The organism is Brevundimonas vancanneytii (assembly GCF_901421975.1).
Classification (GTDB): Bacteria; Pseudomonadota; Alphaproteobacteria; order Caulobacterales; family Caulobacteraceae; genus Brevundimonas; species Brevundimonas diminuta.
The window spans coordinates 1671074-1688468 of the sequence record NZ_LR588407.1; the positions used below are offsets into that span (position 1 = coordinate 1671074).

Annotated in this window: 18 protein-coding genes; 10 read left to right on the forward strand and 8 right to left on the reverse strand. The window is 65.5% G+C overall.

Going from position 1 to position 17395, the window contains the following annotated elements:
• Complete coding sequence (locus tag FGL25_RS08260; protein ID WP_138141439.1) at positions 1-1035, reverse strand: ligase-associated DNA damage response exonuclease; 1035 nt, start codon at positions 1033-1035, stop codon at positions 1-3.
• Positions 1036-1107: 72 nt separating this feature from the next.
• Here FGL25_RS08260 and FGL25_RS08265 point away from each other — a divergent pair, with 72 nt between their 5' ends.
• From FGL25_RS08265 to FGL25_RS08285, 5 genes are all read left to right on the forward strand, one after another.
• Positions 1108-1578, forward strand: a complete 471-nt coding sequence (locus FGL25_RS08265) for a PaaI family thioesterase (protein ID WP_003164778.1) — start codon at positions 1108-1110, stop codon at positions 1576-1578.
• Positions 1575-1982, forward strand: a complete 408-nt coding sequence (locus FGL25_RS08270) for a PaaI family thioesterase (protein ID WP_003164777.1) — start codon at positions 1575-1577, stop codon at positions 1980-1982. The genes FGL25_RS08265 and FGL25_RS08270 overlap by 4 nt, the downstream gene beginning before the upstream one ends.
• 111 nt (positions 1983-2093) lie before the next feature.
• Entirely contained in the window at positions 2094-2441 is a 348-nt protein-coding gene (locus FGL25_RS08275; RefSeq protein ID WP_003164776.1) for a hypothetical protein, read from the forward strand.
• Positions 2442-2533: 92 nt separating this feature from the next.
• A complete protein-coding gene (locus FGL25_RS08280; RefSeq protein ID WP_040345301.1) occupies positions 2534-2968 on the forward strand; it encodes a hypothetical protein in 435 nt (144 codons plus the stop codon).
• A 237-nt stretch (positions 2969-3205) separates the two neighbouring features.
• On the forward strand, positions 3206-3664 hold the full coding sequence (locus FGL25_RS08285) for a S24 family peptidase (protein WP_354702802.1): 459 nt from the start codon (positions 3206-3208) through the stop codon (positions 3662-3664).
• A 66-nt stretch (positions 3665-3730) separates the two neighbouring features.
• On the opposite strand, the gene FGL25_RS08290 is transcribed toward FGL25_RS08285, so the two are convergent.
• The 3 genes from FGL25_RS08290 to FGL25_RS08300 form a co-directional block, all read right to left on the reverse strand.
• Positions 3731-4210 (reverse strand): SH3 domain-containing protein, encoded by a 480-nt coding sequence (locus FGL25_RS08290; protein WP_076223153.1) that lies wholly within the window; start codon positions 4208-4210, stop codon positions 3731-3733.
• Between the two features lie 516 nt (positions 4211-4726).
• Entirely contained in the window at positions 4727-6406 is a 1680-nt protein-coding gene (locus FGL25_RS08295; protein WP_138141441.1) for a lysine--tRNA ligase, read from the reverse strand.
• A 49-nt stretch (positions 6407-6455) separates the two neighbouring features.
• Positions 6456-6914 (reverse strand): MaoC family dehydratase, encoded by a 459-nt coding sequence (locus FGL25_RS08300; RefSeq protein ID WP_138141442.1) that lies wholly within the window; start codon positions 6912-6914, stop codon positions 6456-6458.
• Between the two features lie 115 nt (positions 6915-7029).
• Here FGL25_RS08300 and queA point away from each other — a divergent pair, with 115 nt between their 5' ends.
• From queA to tgt, 3 genes are read left to right on the forward strand one after another with little or no spacing between them, the layout of a single operon-like run.
• A complete protein-coding gene (gene queA, locus FGL25_RS08305; RefSeq protein ID WP_138142419.1) occupies positions 7030-8124 on the forward strand; it encodes a tRNA preQ1(34) S-adenosylmethionine ribosyltransferase-isomerase QueA in 1095 nt (364 codons plus the stop codon).
• Positions 8121-8597, forward strand: coding sequence for a hypothetical protein (locus FGL25_RS08310; protein ID WP_088411644.1), 477 nt, complete (start codon positions 8121-8123; stop codon positions 8595-8597). The genes queA and FGL25_RS08310 overlap by 4 nt, the downstream gene beginning before the upstream one ends.
• A 53-nt stretch (positions 8598-8650) precedes the next feature.
• The gene (tgt, locus tag FGL25_RS08315; RefSeq protein ID WP_138141443.1) at positions 8651-9763 is read left to right on the forward strand and encodes a tRNA guanosine(34) transglycosylase Tgt; all 1113 of its coding nucleotides are present in this window, start codon (positions 8651-8653) and stop codon (positions 9761-9763) included.
• Here tgt and FGL25_RS08320 read toward each other — a convergent pair.
• The 4 genes from FGL25_RS08320 to FGL25_RS08335 form a co-directional block, all read right to left on the reverse strand.
• Positions 9760-10308, reverse strand: a complete 549-nt coding sequence (locus FGL25_RS08320) for a hypothetical protein (RefSeq protein WP_046653441.1) — start codon at positions 10306-10308, stop codon at positions 9760-9762. The genes tgt and FGL25_RS08320 overlap by 4 nt on opposite strands.
• Before the next feature lie 228 nt (positions 10309-10536).
• Positions 10537-13050, reverse strand: coding sequence for a TonB-dependent receptor domain-containing protein (locus tag FGL25_RS08325; RefSeq protein ID WP_138141444.1), 2514 nt, complete (start codon positions 13048-13050; stop codon positions 10537-10539).
• Between the two features lie 94 nt (positions 13051-13144).
• Positions 13145-14152: a FecR family protein gene (locus FGL25_RS08330; protein ID WP_138141445.1), complete on the reverse strand. Its 1008-nt coding sequence runs from the start codon at positions 14150-14152 to the stop codon at positions 13145-13147.
• Positions 14152-14682: an RNA polymerase sigma factor gene (locus FGL25_RS08335; protein ID WP_252970096.1), complete on the reverse strand. Its 531-nt coding sequence runs from the start codon at positions 14680-14682 to the stop codon at positions 14152-14154. The genes FGL25_RS08330 and FGL25_RS08335 overlap by 1 nt, the downstream gene beginning before the upstream one ends.
• A gap of 185 nt (positions 14683-14867) precedes the next feature.
• Here FGL25_RS08335 and FGL25_RS08340 point away from each other — a divergent pair, with 185 nt between their 5' ends.
• Positions 14868-16007 (forward strand): metallophosphoesterase, encoded by a 1140-nt coding sequence (locus FGL25_RS08340; protein WP_252970097.1) that lies wholly within the window; start codon positions 14868-14870, stop codon positions 16005-16007.
• Between the two features lie 95 nt (positions 16008-16102).
• On the forward strand, positions 16103-17350 hold the full coding sequence (locus FGL25_RS08345; protein WP_252970098.1) for a TetR/AcrR family transcriptional regulator: 1248 nt from the start codon (positions 16103-16105) through the stop codon (positions 17348-17350).
• Positions 17351-17395 lie beyond the last annotated feature (45 nt).

The window sequence follows — 17395 nt, forward strand, 5'->3', positions numbered from 1 at the left end:
TCAAGCCGTCGCCGGCTCGCCCAGCGTTTCTTCATCGTCCTCATCATAGCCGACAAGACGCAAGGCGCGCGCCTTCACCCCCTTCAGCTCCGCCCAGCGCAGCAGGCCTTCCTCGCGCCCGTGCGTGATCCAGATTTCTTCCGGCGCCAGCTCTTCAAAGGTCTGGATCAGTTCGGGCCAGTCCGCATGATCCGAAATGACCAGGGGCAGCTCCACGCCCCTTTGACGCGCTCGCGCCCTCACGCCCATCCACCCGGAGGCGAAGGCGGTCACCGGATCAGCGAACCGGCGCGCCCAGCGGTCCTGAATGGCCGAAGGCGGCGCAATCACCACCTCGCCGCCCAAGGCACCCGCCTTCAGCCCTGTGGCGGGAGCCAGCGATCCCAGGTCGATCCCTTCGTTCTGATAAAGGCGGTTCAGACGCTCAAGCGCGCCGTGAACATGGATGGTCCGATCCCAGCCCGCCTCGCGTAGCAGGCGGATCACCCGCTGCGCCTTGCCCAAGGCGTAGGCGCCGACTAGGTGGGCGCGCTCAGGAAACTGAGTCAGAGAATGAACCAGGCGCGCAATCTCCTCCTCGTCCGACGGGTGAACAAAGACCGGCAGACCGAACGTCGCCTCAGAAATGAACACATGACAGCGAACCGGCTCGAACGGCAGGCAGGTCGGATCGCGTCGCCGTTTGTAGTCGCCGGACACCACCATGATCAGGCCGTCTCGCTCGATGACGGCCTGGGCCGAGCCCAGCACATGCCCGGCGGGGGCAAAGCGCACCGCCACGCCGTTGATCGTCGTCGTCTCTCCGCAAGCGGCGGGCTGAGCCCGTCCGGCGAAGTCGGGTCCGTATCGTTCAGCCATGATGGCCAGGGTCTCGGGCGTCGCCAATACGGCGCCGTGCCCCGGCCGCGCGTGATCAGAATGGCCGTGCGTGATCACCGCCCGATCCACCGGACGCACGGGATCCACATAGAAATCGCCAATCGGGCAGTAGAGACCGGCTGGCGCGGGCCTCAGAAGATCTTGAGGTCGGATCATCAATCTATCCGCTCGCTGGACAAGGACGCCCCTGACGGGCGACCAAGACGAGACGCAACACAGGACGCCTCGATGACGGATTCGTTCCTAGAGACTCTATTGCCGCAACTCGCATCCGGCGCGGCGCACACCCACGCCCTGGGCTTCGCTTTCGAAGGCCTGGACGGAGATCGCGTCCGCATTCGCGTTCCCTATCGGGATGATCTGATCGGCGATCCCGAGACCGGCGTCCTGGCCGGCGGCCTCGTCACCACCCTGCTGGACCACGTCGGCGGTCTGGCCGTCTGGGTGGGGCTGGGAACGTTTCGGCCCGTGGCGACGCTCGATCTTCGCGTCGACTATATGCGCGCCGCAGCGCCCGGTCGCGATCTGCTGGCCGAGGCGCGGTGCTATCGCCTGACGCGCAATCTCGCCTTCGTGCGCGCCTGGGCCTTCGAAGATGATCCGACCGATCCCGTCGCCGCCGCCCAATCCGCCTATATGGTCAGCGCGGAAGGCGATCACCGCCCCGGCGCAAACCTGAAATCCAGGACCGTCGCATGACCGCCTCCCTGCTCGACAGCCTGCCCTACGCCCGCTTCCTGGGCCTTCAAACTCAGATGAACGGCGACGAGATCACCGTCGTCATGCCGTTCGCCGACAAATTGATCGGCAACCCGATGCTGCCGGCTCTGCACGGCGGCTCAACCGCGGCCCTGCTGGAGATGACGGCCATGGCCCAGGTCTCTCTGACCTATCCAAGGTTGCGATTGCCGCGCCCGATCAACGTCACCGTGGCCTATCTTCGTTCGGGTCGCCCGATCGACGTCTACGCACGCGCCAGAATCAACAAGGCCGGACGCCGCGTCGCCCATGTGGTCGCCGAAGCGTGGCAGGACGCCCGGCAAGACCCGATAGCCTCTCTTACCGCCCACTTCCTGCTGGACCCCGAAAGTGAAGGCTCCTGACGAGCGATGGAGCCACAACGTCAATTGTAAATTTTGTAAAGAAAGCCCTGTTCAAATTAGTTAATACGCGTTAACCTTTTCTCGTTGTTCTTTTCAACGAGGGGTTAAGTCATGGATCGCAACGAAGTCATCGCCGGTGTCGCCGGCGAACTGCACGCCACCGAAAAAGCGCTGGATGACGCCATCGCCCACGCCGCGACCCTGGTTCAGACCATGATCGGCGCACGCTCGGCTCTGTCGCTCTCAGCCGTCGCCGCAGCAGGCTCCCAGACCAAGGCCATGGAAGCCATCGCCGCTCTCAGCACCGCTCGTGAAGCCCTGATCGCGTGCCACGCCGAACTCGAGAAGGACCATCGTCGTCTCGGCTACGGCACCTACGCCCTGGGTCCGCTCGACAAGCCCAATGAATGGGATAGCCGCCCCATGGGCAGCCAGGAGCGTCACCTGCGCGTGGCGTGAATTCGGCGTAATATTACGTATCAGCTATCCGGCTTCAAACTAGCTTGGTGTAGCTTGGCCCCCATCGTTTTAGAGGCGATGGGGGCCTTTCGTTGTTTGATTTCATCGCAGGCTACATAGGCGCCGCGAGCGTCCTGCTCGTGTGCTTCTTTGCGCTGACAAAGGGAGGCCATCCAGAGCGGATAGGCGCGATCGTCGTTCTATGCGGGTGGTTCCTTTCGATATTGGCTCAACGCTATTTGGGTTATGTCGCCACCCAATGGCCGGTACTGCTGATCGACCTGATCGCCTTGGCGGCTTTTGTGGCTCTAGCTTGGAAAGCTCCCCGAACTTGGCCCGTGTGGGCCAGCGCTTTCCAACTCCTATCCGTCGCCAGCCATGTCATGGTTCTCATGAAATTACGGCCTGAGATTTCCGCCTTCTACACAGTCGTCAACATGGCGGGATACGGCATCATCATCGCCTTGGGCGTTGGAACCTTTTTCGCCTGGCAAGAGCGTCGTGCGGCGGGCGTAGAAATTTCATAGGTAGATATTCCTATTTCATCCAAGTAGACTGACGCCTCGAGTTTCTTGGAACGTGCGCCATTGCCTTTGTCCCACGCCCAAATTTGGAAGGCCATCGACGCTCTGGCGCGACGAGAGGGCGTTTCGGCCTCGGGTCTGGCGCGACGCGCTGGCTTGGACGCCACCAGCTTCAATCCCTCCAAGCGGCTAGGGCCCGGCCAGCCTCCTCGCCCTCGCTGGCCTTCGACAGAAAGCCTGATGCGCGTGCTTCAGGCGAGCGGTTTAAGTTTGGGCGAGTTCGCCGCCCTTGCGGATGACGCCGCGCCGCACCCTCGCGCCATACCGCTTCTGGGCCTCGCTCGCGCGGGTGACGAAGGCTTCTTCGACGACGCCGGCCTGCCTATGGCGGAAGGCTGGGATCAGACCGAACTGCCTGCCCACAAAGACAGTCTTTTCAGTCTGACTATCGACGGCGACTCCATGGAGCCGGTATATCGGCCAGGCGACCGGGTCATCGTCGACCGGGACGCTACAGAGGTCCGGCGCGGCGACCGGGTGGTGGTTCGCACGGCGGAGGGCGAGACCCTGGCCAAGGAAATCGCCGCCCTGAATGGTCGCGAAGTCGTTCTAGCTTCGGTCAATCCGCACTATGAGCCGCGCATCCTGCCGCGCGGCCAGATCCGGTGGATGGCCCGCATCCTGTGGGTCAGCCAATAACAGCAGAAGGCCGCCCCTTTCGGGACGGCCCTCGCATGTGATCGACGCGGGGGAGAAATCCGCCGATCAGTTCGGCGCCACGTAGCGAGCGTTGACCCAGCCGCCGCCGGCGATCTGCACCCACTCGCCCTGCGAGCCCGTGGCCGTGAAGGGCTGACCGGCCGACAGACTGCCGGCTTGGCGATATTGCGTGCCGGGGCCCGAACGGATGCGCAGGTTGGACGTGGCGCGGTACATGTTGGCGTTAGACTGGGCCGCAGCGCGCGTGCGCTGCTGGTTGCAGCCGATATAGGAGCCGGCCGCAGCGCCAGCGCCCGCGCCGACCACGGCGCCCAGGGCGCGCTCATTCTTCGACACCTGGCTGCCAGCCAGACCGCCCAGCACGGCGCCGATTGCGGCGCCCGCCTGCTGACGGCCGCCCGGCGCGTCACAGTTGGTGATGCCGTTGGCCTGAGGCATGGCGCTGGCGGTCATGGGCGCAGCGGCGGCGGCCAGCGCGGTGAACATAGCGGTGGCGGCCAAACCCGCCTTGAAGGTCTTCGACATATGGCTCTCCTGTCATCGAGTTGTCGATGGAGTGAGAATGCCTCGCCCAAGCTGAAGGCTCCCCCAGCCTTGTCGTTATGTGCCGTTCATCTTTCTTGTCGAACGCAGAGTCGCCTGACGCTCCGGCCCCGCCCAAGTTCGTATGAAAAAACAGATATTGTTCATTTCCTCCCCATACGGGGGATGGGCAGAGGCCGCATTGTCGTGCGCTATGGCATCCATGGGCGCACTTGGAAAAGCAGACGTGGCTCTGGATGTGCTGTGGCGCAGCCTTTACGGCCAGCCGCTGCCGATCTCCGGCTCTGCTGAGCTCGCCCTGCAGGTCATTATGGAATGTGAGCGAAAATCATGGTCCCCAGCACCCGCCGACGCCATCGCCGATCAATCTGGTTGCCGTCCCCGTTTGAGAGTCTGCTCTTGATGCTGGCTCTAGCCTCCCTGGCCGGCGCCGTCTTCGTCTCCTGATCAGATCCAGAACGAAGACGGGCCGCTGATGAGATCAGCGGCCCGAAACTTTCAATCCCTACCCTCGACCAAGCCGCCTGCAGCGCCCTTCTCGAGCAGTTCGATTGTCTGGGACAGGCCGTAGATGGCCGCGAACGATCCGAAACGCGGCCCCTGCGAGGCGCCCAAAAGCACTTCATACAGCGCCTGGAACCAAGCCCGTAGCGGCTCGAACTCATGCGCCTTGCCCACGGCGTAAACCTCGCCCTGGATGATCTCTCCGTCGGTCGTGTCGGCCGGAAGAGCCTTCAGACGTTCCGCCAGATCCAGCAGCGCCGCCTTCTCCTTGTCGTCGGGCAGACGATAGGTCTTCGAGGGCTTCACGAAGTCCTCGTAGTAGTTCAGCGCATAGCCCATCAACCGGTCCAGAACCGGCTCATTCTCGGGCGTGGCGTCCGGCAGGTATTTGGCGAAATAAGCCCACAACTGTTCCTTGGTCGAGGCGTTGGCCACGCCCACCAGGTTCAGCAGCAGGGCGAAGGACACCGGCGAGACGCTCTCGGGCGGAGTCCCTGAGTGGATATGCCAGACGGCGTTGTCGATCTGCTTGGCCGGTTCCTGCGTCTTGTACTGCTCGATGAAGGACAGATAGTCGTCCGTCGCGCGCGGAATGACGTTGAAGTGCAGGCTCTTGGCCGACTTCGGCGACTGGAACATGTACCAGCTCAGGCTCTCGGGCGTGCCGTAGCGCAGCCACTCGTCCATAGTCAGGCCGTTGCCCTTGGACTTGGAGATCTTCTTGCCCTCGACGTCGAGGAAGAGCTCGTAGTTGAAGCCTTCCGGCGGCGTGCCGCCCAGGGCGCGACAGATCTTGCCGCTCTCGCGCACGCTCTCGATCAGATCCTTGCCCGACATCTCGTAGTCGACGTCCAGCGCGGTCCAGCGCATGGCCCAGTCGGGCTTCCATTGCAGCTTCACATGGCCGCCGGTGACGGGAACCTCGGTGCGGCCGCCGGCCGGATCGTCGAAAACGATGGTCCCACGCTCGACGTTGCGCTCCAGCGTCGGCACCTGCAGCACATGGCCGGTGATCGGGCTGATCGGCAGGAAGGGCGAATAGGTGGCGCGGCGCTCCTCGCCCAGTGTCGGCAGCATGATGCCCATGACCTTGTCGAAGCGTTCCAGCAGGGTCAGCAGGGTCGCGTCGAACCGGCCCGACCGATAGGTCTCGGTCGAGGACATGAACTCGTAGTCGAAGCCGAAGCTGTCGAGGAAGGCGCGCAAGCGGGCGTTGTTGTGCGCGCCGAAGCTGTCATGCGTGCCGAACGGATCGCGCACCTTGGTCAGCGGCAGGTGCAAGTCTTCGCGCAGCATCTCGGGGTTCGGCACGCCCTCCGGCACCTTGCGCAGGCCGTCCATGTCGTCGCTGAAGGCGATCAGGCGTGTGCGCCAGTGGTCGCCGGTCAGGGCGCGAAACGCGTTGCGCACCATGGTGGTGCGCGCCACTTCGCCAAAGGTGCCCATGTGCGGCAGGCCCGACGGGCCGTAACCCGTCTCCAGGATCACCGGCCGGTTCAGCGCCTCGAAGGTCGCCAGAGCCTCATCCGCCTTGCCCGCGTCGATCAGCAGTTTCGCCGCATCGCGTTCCACATCCGACAGCCGTTTTTTGAGCACGTGGGCCAGCAGGTTGCGCGCTTGCTCAAACGGCCACGAACGGGCCTCACGGGACAGGGTTTCGAGGTTCTGTAGCATGTACCGGGCTTTGACGCCTTGAAGGCCCGGGGTCAACAGCGGCCGCGTTCTACAGCCGCGCTTCGGCGTTTCTTGGCAGTTGCATCTGGTTCTCGAAGCTCATGGCCAGATCGCCGTCCTGATTGGTGACGGTCGTCTTGGTGCGGACGACGCCGCGATCGGGCTGGCTCCGCGACGGGCGGATGTCGATGATCTCGCGGCGCACGGTCAGGGTGTCGCCGGGGCGCACGGGCCGCACCCACCACAGTGCGTCGACGTTCATGCCCAGCAGAGGCGTCTGGCCGAAATAGGCTTCATCCACGAACTGGCGCATCACGCGCGAACAGACGTGCCAGCCGCTGGCGATCAGGCCGCCGAACCGCCCCGCCTCGGCGGCCGCCTTGTCGATATGCATGGGCTGGGGGTCGAACTCGGTCGCGAAGGCGATGATCTCGGCTTCGGTCATGGTGAAGGGTTCGCTGTCCCAGCTTTCGCCGACGGTCAGGTCGTCCAGATAGCGGTCGGTCATGCACTCAAACTCCCATGGGCTGCGTCTGACATAGCGGCTGGAGCGGTTTTCGCCAGTCGACTTTCCGCCGGGTCTCGCTTGACCGCAAAGGCGGGGCGTGAGCATTCCCCGCTCCATGCGGACATCCGATTTCGACTTCGACCTGCCCGAGGCGTGCATCGCCCTGCGCCCCGCCGACCCGCGCGACTCGGCCCGCCTTCTGGTCGTGAAGGGCCGCGATCTTCAGCACCAGATCATCCGCGACCTGCCGGGTTTTCTGCAACCGGGCGACGCCTTGGTGTTCAACGACACCCGCGTGATCCCCGCCCGCCTATCGGGCGTCCGCCACCGCACCGGGCCGGAAGGCGAGCTGCTGTCAGTCCCGGTCGAGGCCACCCTGCACCACCGCGACGCGCCGGATGTCTGGAGCGCCTTCATGAAGCCCGGCAAGCGGCTGAAGGTCGGCGACCGCGTTCGTTTCGGGCGCGAGGAGGACAACGCCTGCTTCCTGGGCCAGGTCGACGCCGAGATCACCGCCAAGGGCGAGGATGGCCTCGTCACCCTGCGCTTCGATCTAGCGGGCCCGGCGCTGGACGACGCCATCCGCGAGGTCGGGGTCATGCCCCTGCCCCCCTATATCGCAGCCAAGCGGGCCGAGGACGATCAGGATCTGAAGGATTACCAAACCGTCTTCGCCGAGCATGACGGCTCGGTCGCGGCGCCGACGGCGGGTCTGCACTTCACCCCGGCCTTGCTGGACGCCATCCGGGCGCGCGGCGTGACGACCCACGCCGTGACCCTGCACGTCGGGGCGGGCACCTTCCTGCCGGTCAAGGCCGACGACACGGCCGATCACAAGATGCATTCCGAGTGGGGCGAGGTCTCGGCCGAGACCGCCGCCGCCCTGAACGCCGTGCGCGCGGCGGGCGGGCGCATCGTCTGCGTCGGCACCACGAGCCTGCGCCTACTGGAAAGCGCCACCGGCGAGGATGGCGTGGTTCAGCCCTTCCACGGCGACACCGCCATCTTCATCACGCCGGGCTATCGCTTCCGCGCCTGCGACGTGCTGATGACCAACTTCCACCTGCCGAAATCGACGCTGTTCATGCTGGTCAGCGCCTTCGCGGGGCTGGAGACGATGCGCGCCGCCTACGCCCACGCCATCGACAGCGGCTATCGCTTCTATTCTTATGGCGACGGAAGCCTGCTGTTCCGGGAAGACGCCCAATGAGCCACATCGACGACCTGCCCGAAAATCTGGCCGCGACCTTCGACATCCTGGCCTCGGCGGCGAGTGAGCTTCAGGATCCCTGGTGGGTGTTCGGCGGCGCCGGCATGGCCCTGTCGGGCCTGTCGGAGTGGCACGTGCCTGACGTCGACGTCATGACCAGTCCGCGCGACGCGCGGCGCCTGATCGAGGCCTTGCACGGCGAAGCCATCGAAGACCCCGGCGAAGGCCTGTTCCGGTCGCAGGTGTTCGGCGAAATCCTGACCACGCCGGTTCCAATCGAGGTCATGGCGATGATGGACGTCCGCGCAGGCGCGGACTGGACTCCGGTCATCTTCACCACGCGCCAGGCGATCGAACTGGACGGGGGGACGATTTACATCCCCACCGTCTCCGAACAGATCGAGAAATGCCGTCTGTTCGGTCGCCCGAAGGATCTGCAGCGCGCGGAGCGCCTCGAGACGCTACTGCGCTGACTGGCGGTTACGGAGCAGACGGCCTAAGACGCGCCTCCCTGCAAGGAACGCCCATGCCTTTTCCATTTGAGATCTCCGCTGTCGAAGGCCGCGCCCGCACCGGCGTGCTGAAAACCACGCGCGGCGATATCCGCACCCCCGCCTTCATGCCCGTCGGCACCGCCGCAACGGTCAAGGCGATAACGGTGGATCAGGTCAAGCAGACCGGCGCGGACATCATTCTGGGCAACACCTATCATTTGATGCTGCGGCCCGGTCCCGAGCGGATGGAGCGCCTGGGCGGCCTCCATAACTTCATGCGCTGGGACAAGCCGATCCTGACGGACTCAGGCGGCTTCCAGGTCATGAGCCTGTCGGGCATCTCCAAGCTGTCCGAGGAGGCCGTGACCTTCTCCAGCCACATCGACGGCTCCAAACACGTCCTGACGCCGGAGCGCTCGATTCAGATCCAGGCCGACCGCCTCGGCTCCGACATCGTCATGCAGCTGGACGAATGCGTCGCCTGGCCCGCCGAGGAAAAGCGCGCGCGCGAAGGCATGGAGTTGTCGGCGCGTTGGGCCCAGCGCTCCAAGAACGCCTTCGGCACGCGCGATGCGCAGGCCCTGTTCGGCATTCAGCAGGGTTCGACCTATGAGAACCTGCGCCGTGAATCCTCAGAACGCCTGCAGGAGATCGGTTTCGACGGCTACGCTATCGGCGGCCTGGCCGTCGGCGAGGGCCATGAGGCCATGTGCGAGGTGTTGGACTTCGCGCCGGAGTTCCTGCCCAAGGACCGCCCCCGCTATCTGATGGGCGTCGGCAAGCCGATCGACCTGGTCGAGGCGGTCTATCGCGGCGTCGACATGTTCGACTGCGTCCTGCCGACGCGCGCGGGGCGCCATGGTCAGGCCTGGACATGGGACGGCCCGCTGAATCTCAAGAACGCCCGCTTCGCCGAGGATCAGGATCTTCTGGACCCCGAAGTTCCCTGCCCGGCCTCGCAAGATTATTCAAAGGCTTACCTGCACCACCTGATCCGCGCTGATGAGATTCTCGGCAAGATCCTGCTGAGCTGGCACAATATCGCCTTCTTCCAGGCCCTGACGGCCGCCATGCGCGCGGCCATCGCCGAGGGGCGGTTCGAGCAGTTCCGCCGCGACTTCCGCGCGCGGCACCTGAAGGCCTAGCCTCTACGCGGAACGAAGCCCGCCGGAGCCGCCGGAGGCGCACAGTTCCGCTGCATTCCCACGCCCTTCAGGAAGGAGCGGCGGCGCAGGCCCGCCTGAATGGCTGACTGAACGTGCTTGCTGTGCGCGTCGGCGCCGGTCAGACGGCGCACCCAGCTGCGAGCCGGAATGAAGTCCGTCACCGTGCCGCGCACGGCGTCCAGCGTCGCGCCTGCCGCAGCGTCGGCAGCGCGCTCGCTCATGAAGGTTCCATCGTCGGTGGGCGCAGCGTCCGTATCCGGCCCCAGAGCCTCATCCAATCGCCCGATTTCGGCAGCGATCACCGAACATCGCGTCATGTTGCGTAGGTCATACGGATTGGATTCCGCTTGCAGCAGAATGGTCGGGATTTCCTGACGCTTGAGATTCAGATCCTCAAGCGGCGCGGTAACGGCGTCGCCTAATCCTGTGCCCACCTGATCCACGCCGTCTCGAGCGGAAGCGCCGGCGTTGCAACCGGCGAGCAACAAGGACACGGCGATGACGGTCAATGAAATCTGGCGCATGAGTTGGTTTAATCACGCCTCGCGCGTCAAAGCCAATCAACCTCCCTCGACGGACATCAGGGCCGAAGCTGACCTAGGCTTGCGGCCTTCCATAGCCACGTCCGGCTGCCAACCTACAAACCTTCCTGCTCGCTGTCGTAGGCAAACCCCGCTGCCCGCTAGCCGGCACGCGCTGGTGAGGTTGCGCCGCCGCTCCAACACGCGAGAGACGGCGCGACCTCAGTGTCGTCAGAACCTGTAGCGAAGGCCCACGCCATAGGTCGCAGGCGCCCCGACCAGACGCGAAGCGCCGTTCTTTTCAGGGAAATACACCTCGTCGGTGATGTTGCGGCCATAGGCGTAGACCGCCCAGTCGGCCGCCGTCTGCAGCTCCACGCGGGCGTTCAGCAGGGTATAGGCGTCCGCCGTATTGCCCGGAGCCGCGTTCAGGCGGTTGCTCTCCTCGCCGTGGTGGGAGACCGACAGGCGGCTGTCCAGACGCCAGCCGTTGGCCAGCACCAGGCCGTGGTTCAGCGAAACCGTCGCCGTCACGTCCGGCGCGCCCGGCAGGGGGTCGCCGACGGTCGACAGCACCTCGGCCACGCGCGCCGAGCTGAACGAGATGATCTCCGTGTCCAGGAAGGCGGCGGCGACGTCGAGATCCAGGCTCTGGTTCGCGCTTTCGAACAGGACGGCGTTGAGCGCGAACTCGATCCCCTTGCTCTCGGCTTCGCCGACGTTGGCGCGGCCGTTGGTGTCATTGGCCAAACGGGTCGTCGCCTGCAACTCCTTGAACTCATAGGAGAAGACGTCCACCGACAGGCGAAGACGGTTCGTCGTCCAACGCAGGCCGGCCTCATAGGCGGTGACGGTTTCGGAATCGAACGGCAGGGTCTCGGCCTGGGTGAAGATCGAGGTGCCGTCGAAGCCGCCGCCGCGATAGCCGGTGCCCGCCGAAACGAAGACGTTCAGGTTCGGGGTAAAGGCGTATTTGGCCGTGACCCGACCCGACACGTTGTCATCCTCGAAGGCACGGTCCCAGATGAAGGGATCGGTCGTGGCGAAGGTCTTGGTGAAGGTCGAGATGCCCCACGGGTCCAGGTCGTCGTTGCGCCCGCTGAAGGTCGCCTCATCGCGGGTGTAACGCAGACCGCCCGACAGGGTCAGCTTGTCGGTCAGATCGTAGTCGACCTGGCCGAACACGGCGAAGCTGTTGCGTGTCTGCTTGTGCAGGTTGTCATACTGGGTCCGGGCCGTATAGCTGGTCCAGTGCGTGTCGAAGTCGATGTCGTCCGAGACGTAGAAGGCCCCCACGATCCAGTCCAGACGACCGTCGTTGTCGTCGCTCAAGCGCATTTCCAGCGAGGTCTGGTTCAGCGTCTCATCGGCATCGAAGCGCGAGGCCGGATAGGGCGAGCCGTCGCCGTTGCCCTGCACCGAGCGGGTCGTGCCCTGGACGTTGCCGATCACCGCCAGATTCAGGTCATCGCCCAGACGATGCTGCAACGCCGCCGACACGCCATAGATGTCGATGCTGTGGGTCGGATACTCCGACGAATAGAACTCGTACGGGTCGTCGTTCTCGCCCGCATTGGCGATATTGCTGTCCAGCGTCGCCGAGATACGGTCGTACTGGCGCGTGTCGCCCCGGTCGCGGCTGCCGAACAGCTTCACGGTCAGGTTGGTGTCCGGCGTAAAGTCAAAGGCGACCGTGGCCCGGCCGGCGAACAGATCCTTGTCGCCGAAACCTTCACGGCGGCCCGGATCGACGATGGGCGGAACCTGGGTCTGGGTCACGCCGGCGATGACCGGCTGGAAGCCCGCCAGGTCGCCCGCGCCCGCCCCGGTCATGAAGCCGCCGCCCTGCTCGGCCAGCACGGCCAGCCGCACGCCGACCGTGTCGCTCAGGGGACCGCCGACGGCCGCCTCCATCGCCAGATAGTCATAGCTGCCGAACTCGAGACGGCCCGAACCTTCGACCGCCTCGCCCGGCCCCTTGGTGATGGCGTTGATGACGCCCGCCGTGGTGTTGCGGCCGTACAGGGTGCCTTGCGGTCCTTTCAGGATCTCGACCCGGTCCAGGTCGAACAGAGGCATGCCCAGATAGGCGTTCGAGGTCTGATAGACGCCGTCGACGTGCAGGGCGACCGAGGGATTGCCGTTAGGCTTGTAGTCATCGGCGCCGCCGATGCCGCGGATGCTAATCAGGCCGTAGTTGGTGCCGCCGAAGGCGTAGTTGACCGACACGCCTGGAACTTCGTCCACCAGGTCGGTCACGCTGTCGATGCCGCGACGAAGGGCGTCTTCGCCGTTCAGCATGGTGACGGCCAGCGGCACGTCCTGGATGCGCTGTGCGCGCTTCTGGGCCGTGACGATCACGTCCTCGATCGCGGTGACGCCGTCGGATCCGAGATCGGCATGAGCGACTGCAACAGAAAAGGTGCGCGCGCCGACCGGCGTCACGGTCAGGCCCGTGCCCTCCACCATGCGGCGCAGCGCCTCGGCGGGCGCCAGAACGCCGACCACGCGATTGGCGCGGCGACCGCGCACGGCTTCCGGCGCGAACAGCACCTGCACGTCGGCGGTGCGCGCCAGCGTCGTCAGCGCCTCTTCCATCGACTGGCTTTCAATGGCGAAGGAGACGGCCGCGCCGCCGCTCGGCGACTGGGCCAGAGCCGGCGTCGCCGCTGCGACCGCAGCGACGGCTGAGCAGGCCAGCAGCATGCGCTTGAAGGCGCCGGCGCGCGGCTTGGAAATGAACATGGTAGCCCCTGAGATCTGGTCCGCCGCTCGTCGGCGGCTCCCCCTCAGAAACGGAAGCGCCTGCGCAGACCCCCACCCCGTCGTGGAAATTTCATCAAAGCGCAGCCGTTTCGTCAGACGTTTTTTCGGGCGATCCGATGCGCCAGTCCCCGTCCGTCGTGCGCCGCACCGACAGGCCGAACCCGCGCGCCAGAGCCAGGGCGAACTCCTGCCCGCCGTCATAGCGGAACGAGCCTGAGATGCGGACCTCCCCCGCCGCCGCATCCGTCAGCGTCAACCGCTCCGCCGAATAGCGATTGAAGCGTTCGACCACCTCGCTCAGCGGACGGTCGCGCACGACCAGACGCCCCATCCGCCAGGCCGTCTCGGCCTCGACGTCTGCCGGCGCGGCCCGCAGTTCATCGCCGCGCGCCAGCCCGCCCTGCCCCGCCGTCAGGATCAGAGGCGCGCCAGCGCCGCCTCTTTGAACCATCCTCAGCCGTCCCTGTTCGACCAGCGCCTCCGGCCCTCGGTCTGCGTGGGTCGCCTGGAAGCGCCCCTGCGCGGTCGCCATCAAGCGATCGCCGACGCGCAGGACGAAGGGCTCGGCGTCGGGCTGAATGTGGAAATAGGCCTGACCGGCTTCCAGCACCGCCGCGCGACGTTCGGCGCCGTAATCGAGGCGCAGTCGAGAAGACGGCGCCAACGTCACCTCCGACCCGTCCGGCAGGGGCGCGGTCAGTCGCTGCCCCGCCTCGGTCGCGATCAGCGCCCGCGCCGGTGACGACGCCGTCATCACCCACAGCCCGCCGCAGGACGCCGCAATGGCCCCGCCGGTCAGGCCGAGCAGAGCCCGCCGTCGCGTCGCGCCTGAATCGGCACGCCCCAGCGCCGCCGCCCTCAGGGCCAACACCTCGGGCTGCCCCGCCTCAAGATCCAGCATTCTCCACGCCTGCTGACAGGCTCGATAGTCGCGGATATGGCCAGGATCTTCATCCAACCACCGCCGGAAGGCGATCTCGTCTTGAGGGCAGGGCGTATCGCCGCCGTTCATTCGCGCGAACCAGAAGGCGGCTGGATCGATCGCTTCCTCGTCGTTTGATCGGGGGTGAACCGGAAACATCAGCGATCCCCCTCGACCAGATCGACCCTCAACGCGGACATCGCTCGCCCCATGTGCTTCTCGACCGCGCTGACCGAAATGCCCAGACGCTGAGCGATCTGCGGATAGGTCAGGTTCTCGAACCGACGCAGGATCACCACGGCCCGCGCACGCGGCGGCAGGGCGTCCAGCGCCGCCAGCATCCGTTTCAAACGCTGCCTCCCCGCGATGATCTGTTCGGCGTCAGGCGCGTCATACTCGGCCACGGCGTCGTTGATCTCGACATGCAGGCCTCGACCCCGCGCCTGCTCATAGCGCCCCCGATCCCGCGCAATGTTGGCCGCCGCCTCAAAGACATAACCGTCGATGTTCTGCAGGCTCATCAAGTCCGCGCGGCGCATTAGGCGCAGGAACAAATCCTGAACCATCTCCTCCGCATCCGCCGACGATTTCGACCGCCGCAGGAAGAAATGCGTCAACGGCGCCCGCAACCGCCGCGTCAACGCCGCGAATCCCTCGTCGCGCGTCAGGGCGGACGTCGCGTCGTCCATGTCGAAAGGCTGGCTTGGCTGTCGGTTCACCGCGCGCCCAATGACGCCGCATCGTCACCGCCTCATGTCGGTCGCACGACATTTCCGTATCAGCGCATCCCCGATGCGTTCAGGCGCGTCATCGCAGCCAAAGCGTCACACAGCGTCGCTAAGGGCGGCTGCATATCGGTTTCAGGATGACGCATATGACGATGTTCAAACACCTGGGCGCGGCGGTCGCCTTCAGCGCGGCGCTGCTGAGCGCAGCGGTTCCGGCCTGGGCCGAGGTCTTCACCATCGCCGTCGTCTCCGACACCCAGAACTACGCCGACATAACCCTGCCCCAGCCGCACGGCGCCGACACCTTCGACCAGCAGATGCGCTATCTGGTCGAGACCCGCCAGGACAAGAACCTGGCCTTCGTCACCTTCGTCGGCGACATCGTCCAGCATGGCGACGGCCAGTTCCGACGCGCCATTCCGGACGCAGAGGGCGAATACCAGCTCTTCGACACGCGCGAGGAATGGGACATCGCCAACCGCGCCCTCTCGATCCTGACCGACAGCGGCCTGCCGTTCGGCATGGTTCCCGGCAACCACGACTACGACAACTATGCATGGCGCGGCTACGACGGCGTCTCCGAACCCCTGTCGGGCGGCCGCGCCTGGAACTTCTATTTCGGCCCCCAGTCGCGCCACTTCACGGATAAGGCCTGGTACGGCGGCGCCTCGGCGAACGGTCTGAACAGCTTCCAGACCTTCACGGCCGGCGGCCTGTCCTTCCTGCACCTGTCGCTGGAGATGCAGCCGCCCCAGACCGCGCTGGACTGGGCCCAGGGCGTGATCGACGCCCATCCCGACACGCCCGTCATCGTCACCACCCATGAATGGCTGAAACCTGACGTGCAGGAACGCTCCAACGGCTATGACAGCTATTTCGCGGGCGCAGACAACCTGCCGCCCGATCAGGTCTGGGACCGTTTCATCCGCAAGAACGCGATGATCTTTATGGTCCTGAGCGGCCACAACTACACCCGCCCGATCGAGGGCGTATCCAACGGCGAGAACCTGCGCATCGACCACAATGACGCCGGGCGTCCCGTCTATCAACTGATCCAAGACTATCAGGGCAACACCGTCGGCCCGGACGGACAGGCCGGTTCGGCCAACGGCGGCGCAGGCTGGCTGCGTTTCATGGCCTTCGACACCGAGGCCCGCACCATCCGCTTCTATACCTATTCGAGCCTGCTGGGCCGGTATGCCGGTCGCGACGGCGAAGCGACCTTCGGCGTCTCGCCCGAACGGTCCGAGTTCGTGCTGCCCTTCCCGCCCCAACTTCAGGATTGAGTCCGCGACGGGGTCCGCCGTCTTTCGTCGCAGGCCTTGCCCAAGAAAGCGATCAGGTCTCGACACGACCGCTTCAGCCGGCCATGCACGCTGCGATGACGACGATCGCTTCATCACGCTCGCTCGAGGCCGACCGCGTCGTCGCCGCGGCCATGACCCTGGTCACGGACGTCGGCCTGGGCGGCCTGACCATACGCGACCTGGCCCAGGCCGTCGGCAAGAGCACCACCGTCATCGTCAATCTGTTCGGCGCCAAGGCGGGGCTGATCGAAGCCATCGCCTTCAGGGCGTTCGAGCAGGACGAGGCCTACCACGAGGCCTTCTTCGCCGCCGTCGACGACCTGGCCCTCAGCCGCGACAGCCTGCTGGCCCTGACAGCCCGCTATTTACGAGAACGCGCCGCGTCCTCTGCCGACTTCGCCCGAGTGTGGGAAGAACTGCTGGTCAGCCCCGACCCGGCGGCCTTCCTGCCTCCCCTGCTGCGACGCTGGGATCTCATGCGGCGCGACGCCTGGACGGCCTTCCTGTCGCGTCGCCCCGGCCTGGAAGCGTTCGGCGAGGCGATCTCCACCTACCTGATCATCGAGCAGTTTTACGTCGGCGCCCTGGGCGGTCGCTCGGACTATGAGGCGATTGCGGCCGAGGGATTGGGCGGCCTGATCGATCGGGCCTTCGGCCGCCCCGACGATCCGGCCTCAGCGACCGAAAGCTATATCGATCGGATGGTGATCCCCAAGGCGCCGAGCGACGGACTGGAACCGGATTCCATCAAGCGGCGTCTGCTCGACGTCGCCGCAGACCAGATCCTGAGCGGAGGCGTCGGGATCGTCACCAACCGCTCGGTCAGCACGGAGGTCGGCACTTCGACCTCCACCATCGCCTACCATTGGGCGGATATGCGGCGGTTCGTGATCGACGCCGTCTGGCACGCGGTCTTCCGCGAGATGCCCCGCTACCTCGACTACCGACATCCGCAAGGCGCCGGTCCTCCGGATATGCAGCGGTGGGGCGAGATGATGGCCCTTACCCTGGAGACGCCTGCGGGCGGCGAGCGCGGCTTCTACGTCAAGTACGCCCGTCTGATCGCCCAGGTCTGCCTGCAGGCGCGTCGCGATCCGTCCTTCCAGGAACTGGCGATGATTCTGCGCGGGCCCGAAGGCGGCGGCAACTACACCAACCGCGGCGAACTCTGGCCGCCTCAGTTCGACCTGACGCGCCGCGCCGCCACCCGTTTCGCCTTATGGATCAAGGGCGCGGCCATCATGGCGGCGGCGACGGGCGATGCGCCCGATGCCGCGCGCCTGCAAGCCGTCGCCAAGACCTTGGTTACCCAGCGCGACTGAATCGAACAATCGTTCCTTATTCGGAACAGTCATCGACAGGCAGCG

Bases quoted from the DNA above. Each gene is read 5' to 3' on its own strand.
- FGL25_RS08300 (WP_138141442.1), bottom strand. From the start codon at position 6,914: ATGACCGACCGCTATCTGGACGACCTGACCGTCGGCGAAAGCTGGGAC.
- FGL25_RS08285 (WP_354702802.1), top strand. From the start codon at position 3,206: ATGCGCGTGCTTCAGGCGAGCGGTTTAAGTTTGGGCGAGTTCGCCGCC.
- FGL25_RS08320 (WP_046653441.1), bottom strand. From the start codon at position 10,308: ATGCGCCAGATTTCATTGACCGTCATCGCCGTGTCCTTGTTGCTCGCC.
- FGL25_RS08335 (WP_252970096.1), bottom strand. From the start codon at position 14,682: ATGGACGACGCGACGTCCGCCCTGACGCGCGACGAGGGATTCGCGGCG.
- FGL25_RS08325 (WP_138141444.1), bottom strand. From the start codon at position 13,050: ATGTTCATTTCCAAGCCGCGCGCCGGCGCCTTCAAGCGCATGCTGCTG.
- FGL25_RS08295 (WP_138141441.1), bottom strand. From the start codon at position 6,406: ATGCTACAGAACCTCGAAACCCTGTCCCGTGAGGCCCGTTCGTGGCCG.
- tgt (WP_138141443.1), top strand. From the start codon at position 8,651: ATGCCTTTTCCATTTGAGATCTCCGCTGTCGAAGGCCGCGCCCGCACC.
- FGL25_RS08330 (WP_138141445.1), bottom strand. From the start codon at position 14,152: ATGTTTCCGGTTCACCCCCGATCAAACGACGAGGAAGCGATCGATCCA.
- FGL25_RS08340 (WP_252970097.1), top strand. From the start codon at position 14,868: ATGACGATGTTCAAACACCTGGGCGCGGCGGTCGCCTTCAGCGCGGCG.
- FGL25_RS08265 (WP_003164778.1), top strand. From the start codon at position 1,108: ATGACGGATTCGTTCCTAGAGACTCTATTGCCGCAACTCGCATCCGGC.
- FGL25_RS08290 (WP_076223153.1), bottom strand. From the start codon at position 4,210: ATGTCGAAGACCTTCAAGGCGGGTTTGGCCGCCACCGCTATGTTCACC.
- queA (WP_138142419.1), top strand. From the start codon at position 7,030: ATGCGGACATCCGATTTCGACTTCGACCTGCCCGAGGCGTGCATCGCC.
- FGL25_RS08345 (WP_252970098.1), top strand. From the start codon at position 16,103: ATGACGACGATCGCTTCATCACGCTCGCTCGAGGCCGACCGCGTCGTC.
- FGL25_RS08310 (WP_088411644.1), top strand. From the start codon at position 8,121: ATGAGCCACATCGACGACCTGCCCGAAAATCTGGCCGCGACCTTCGAC.
- FGL25_RS08270 (WP_003164777.1), top strand. From the start codon at position 1,575: ATGACCGCCTCCCTGCTCGACAGCCTGCCCTACGCCCGCTTCCTGGGC.
- FGL25_RS08275 (WP_003164776.1), top strand. From the start codon at position 2,094: ATGGATCGCAACGAAGTCATCGCCGGTGTCGCCGGCGAACTGCACGCC.
- FGL25_RS08260 (WP_138141439.1), bottom strand. From the start codon at position 1,035: ATGATCCGACCTCAAGATCTTCTGAGGCCCGCGCCAGCCGGTCTCTAC.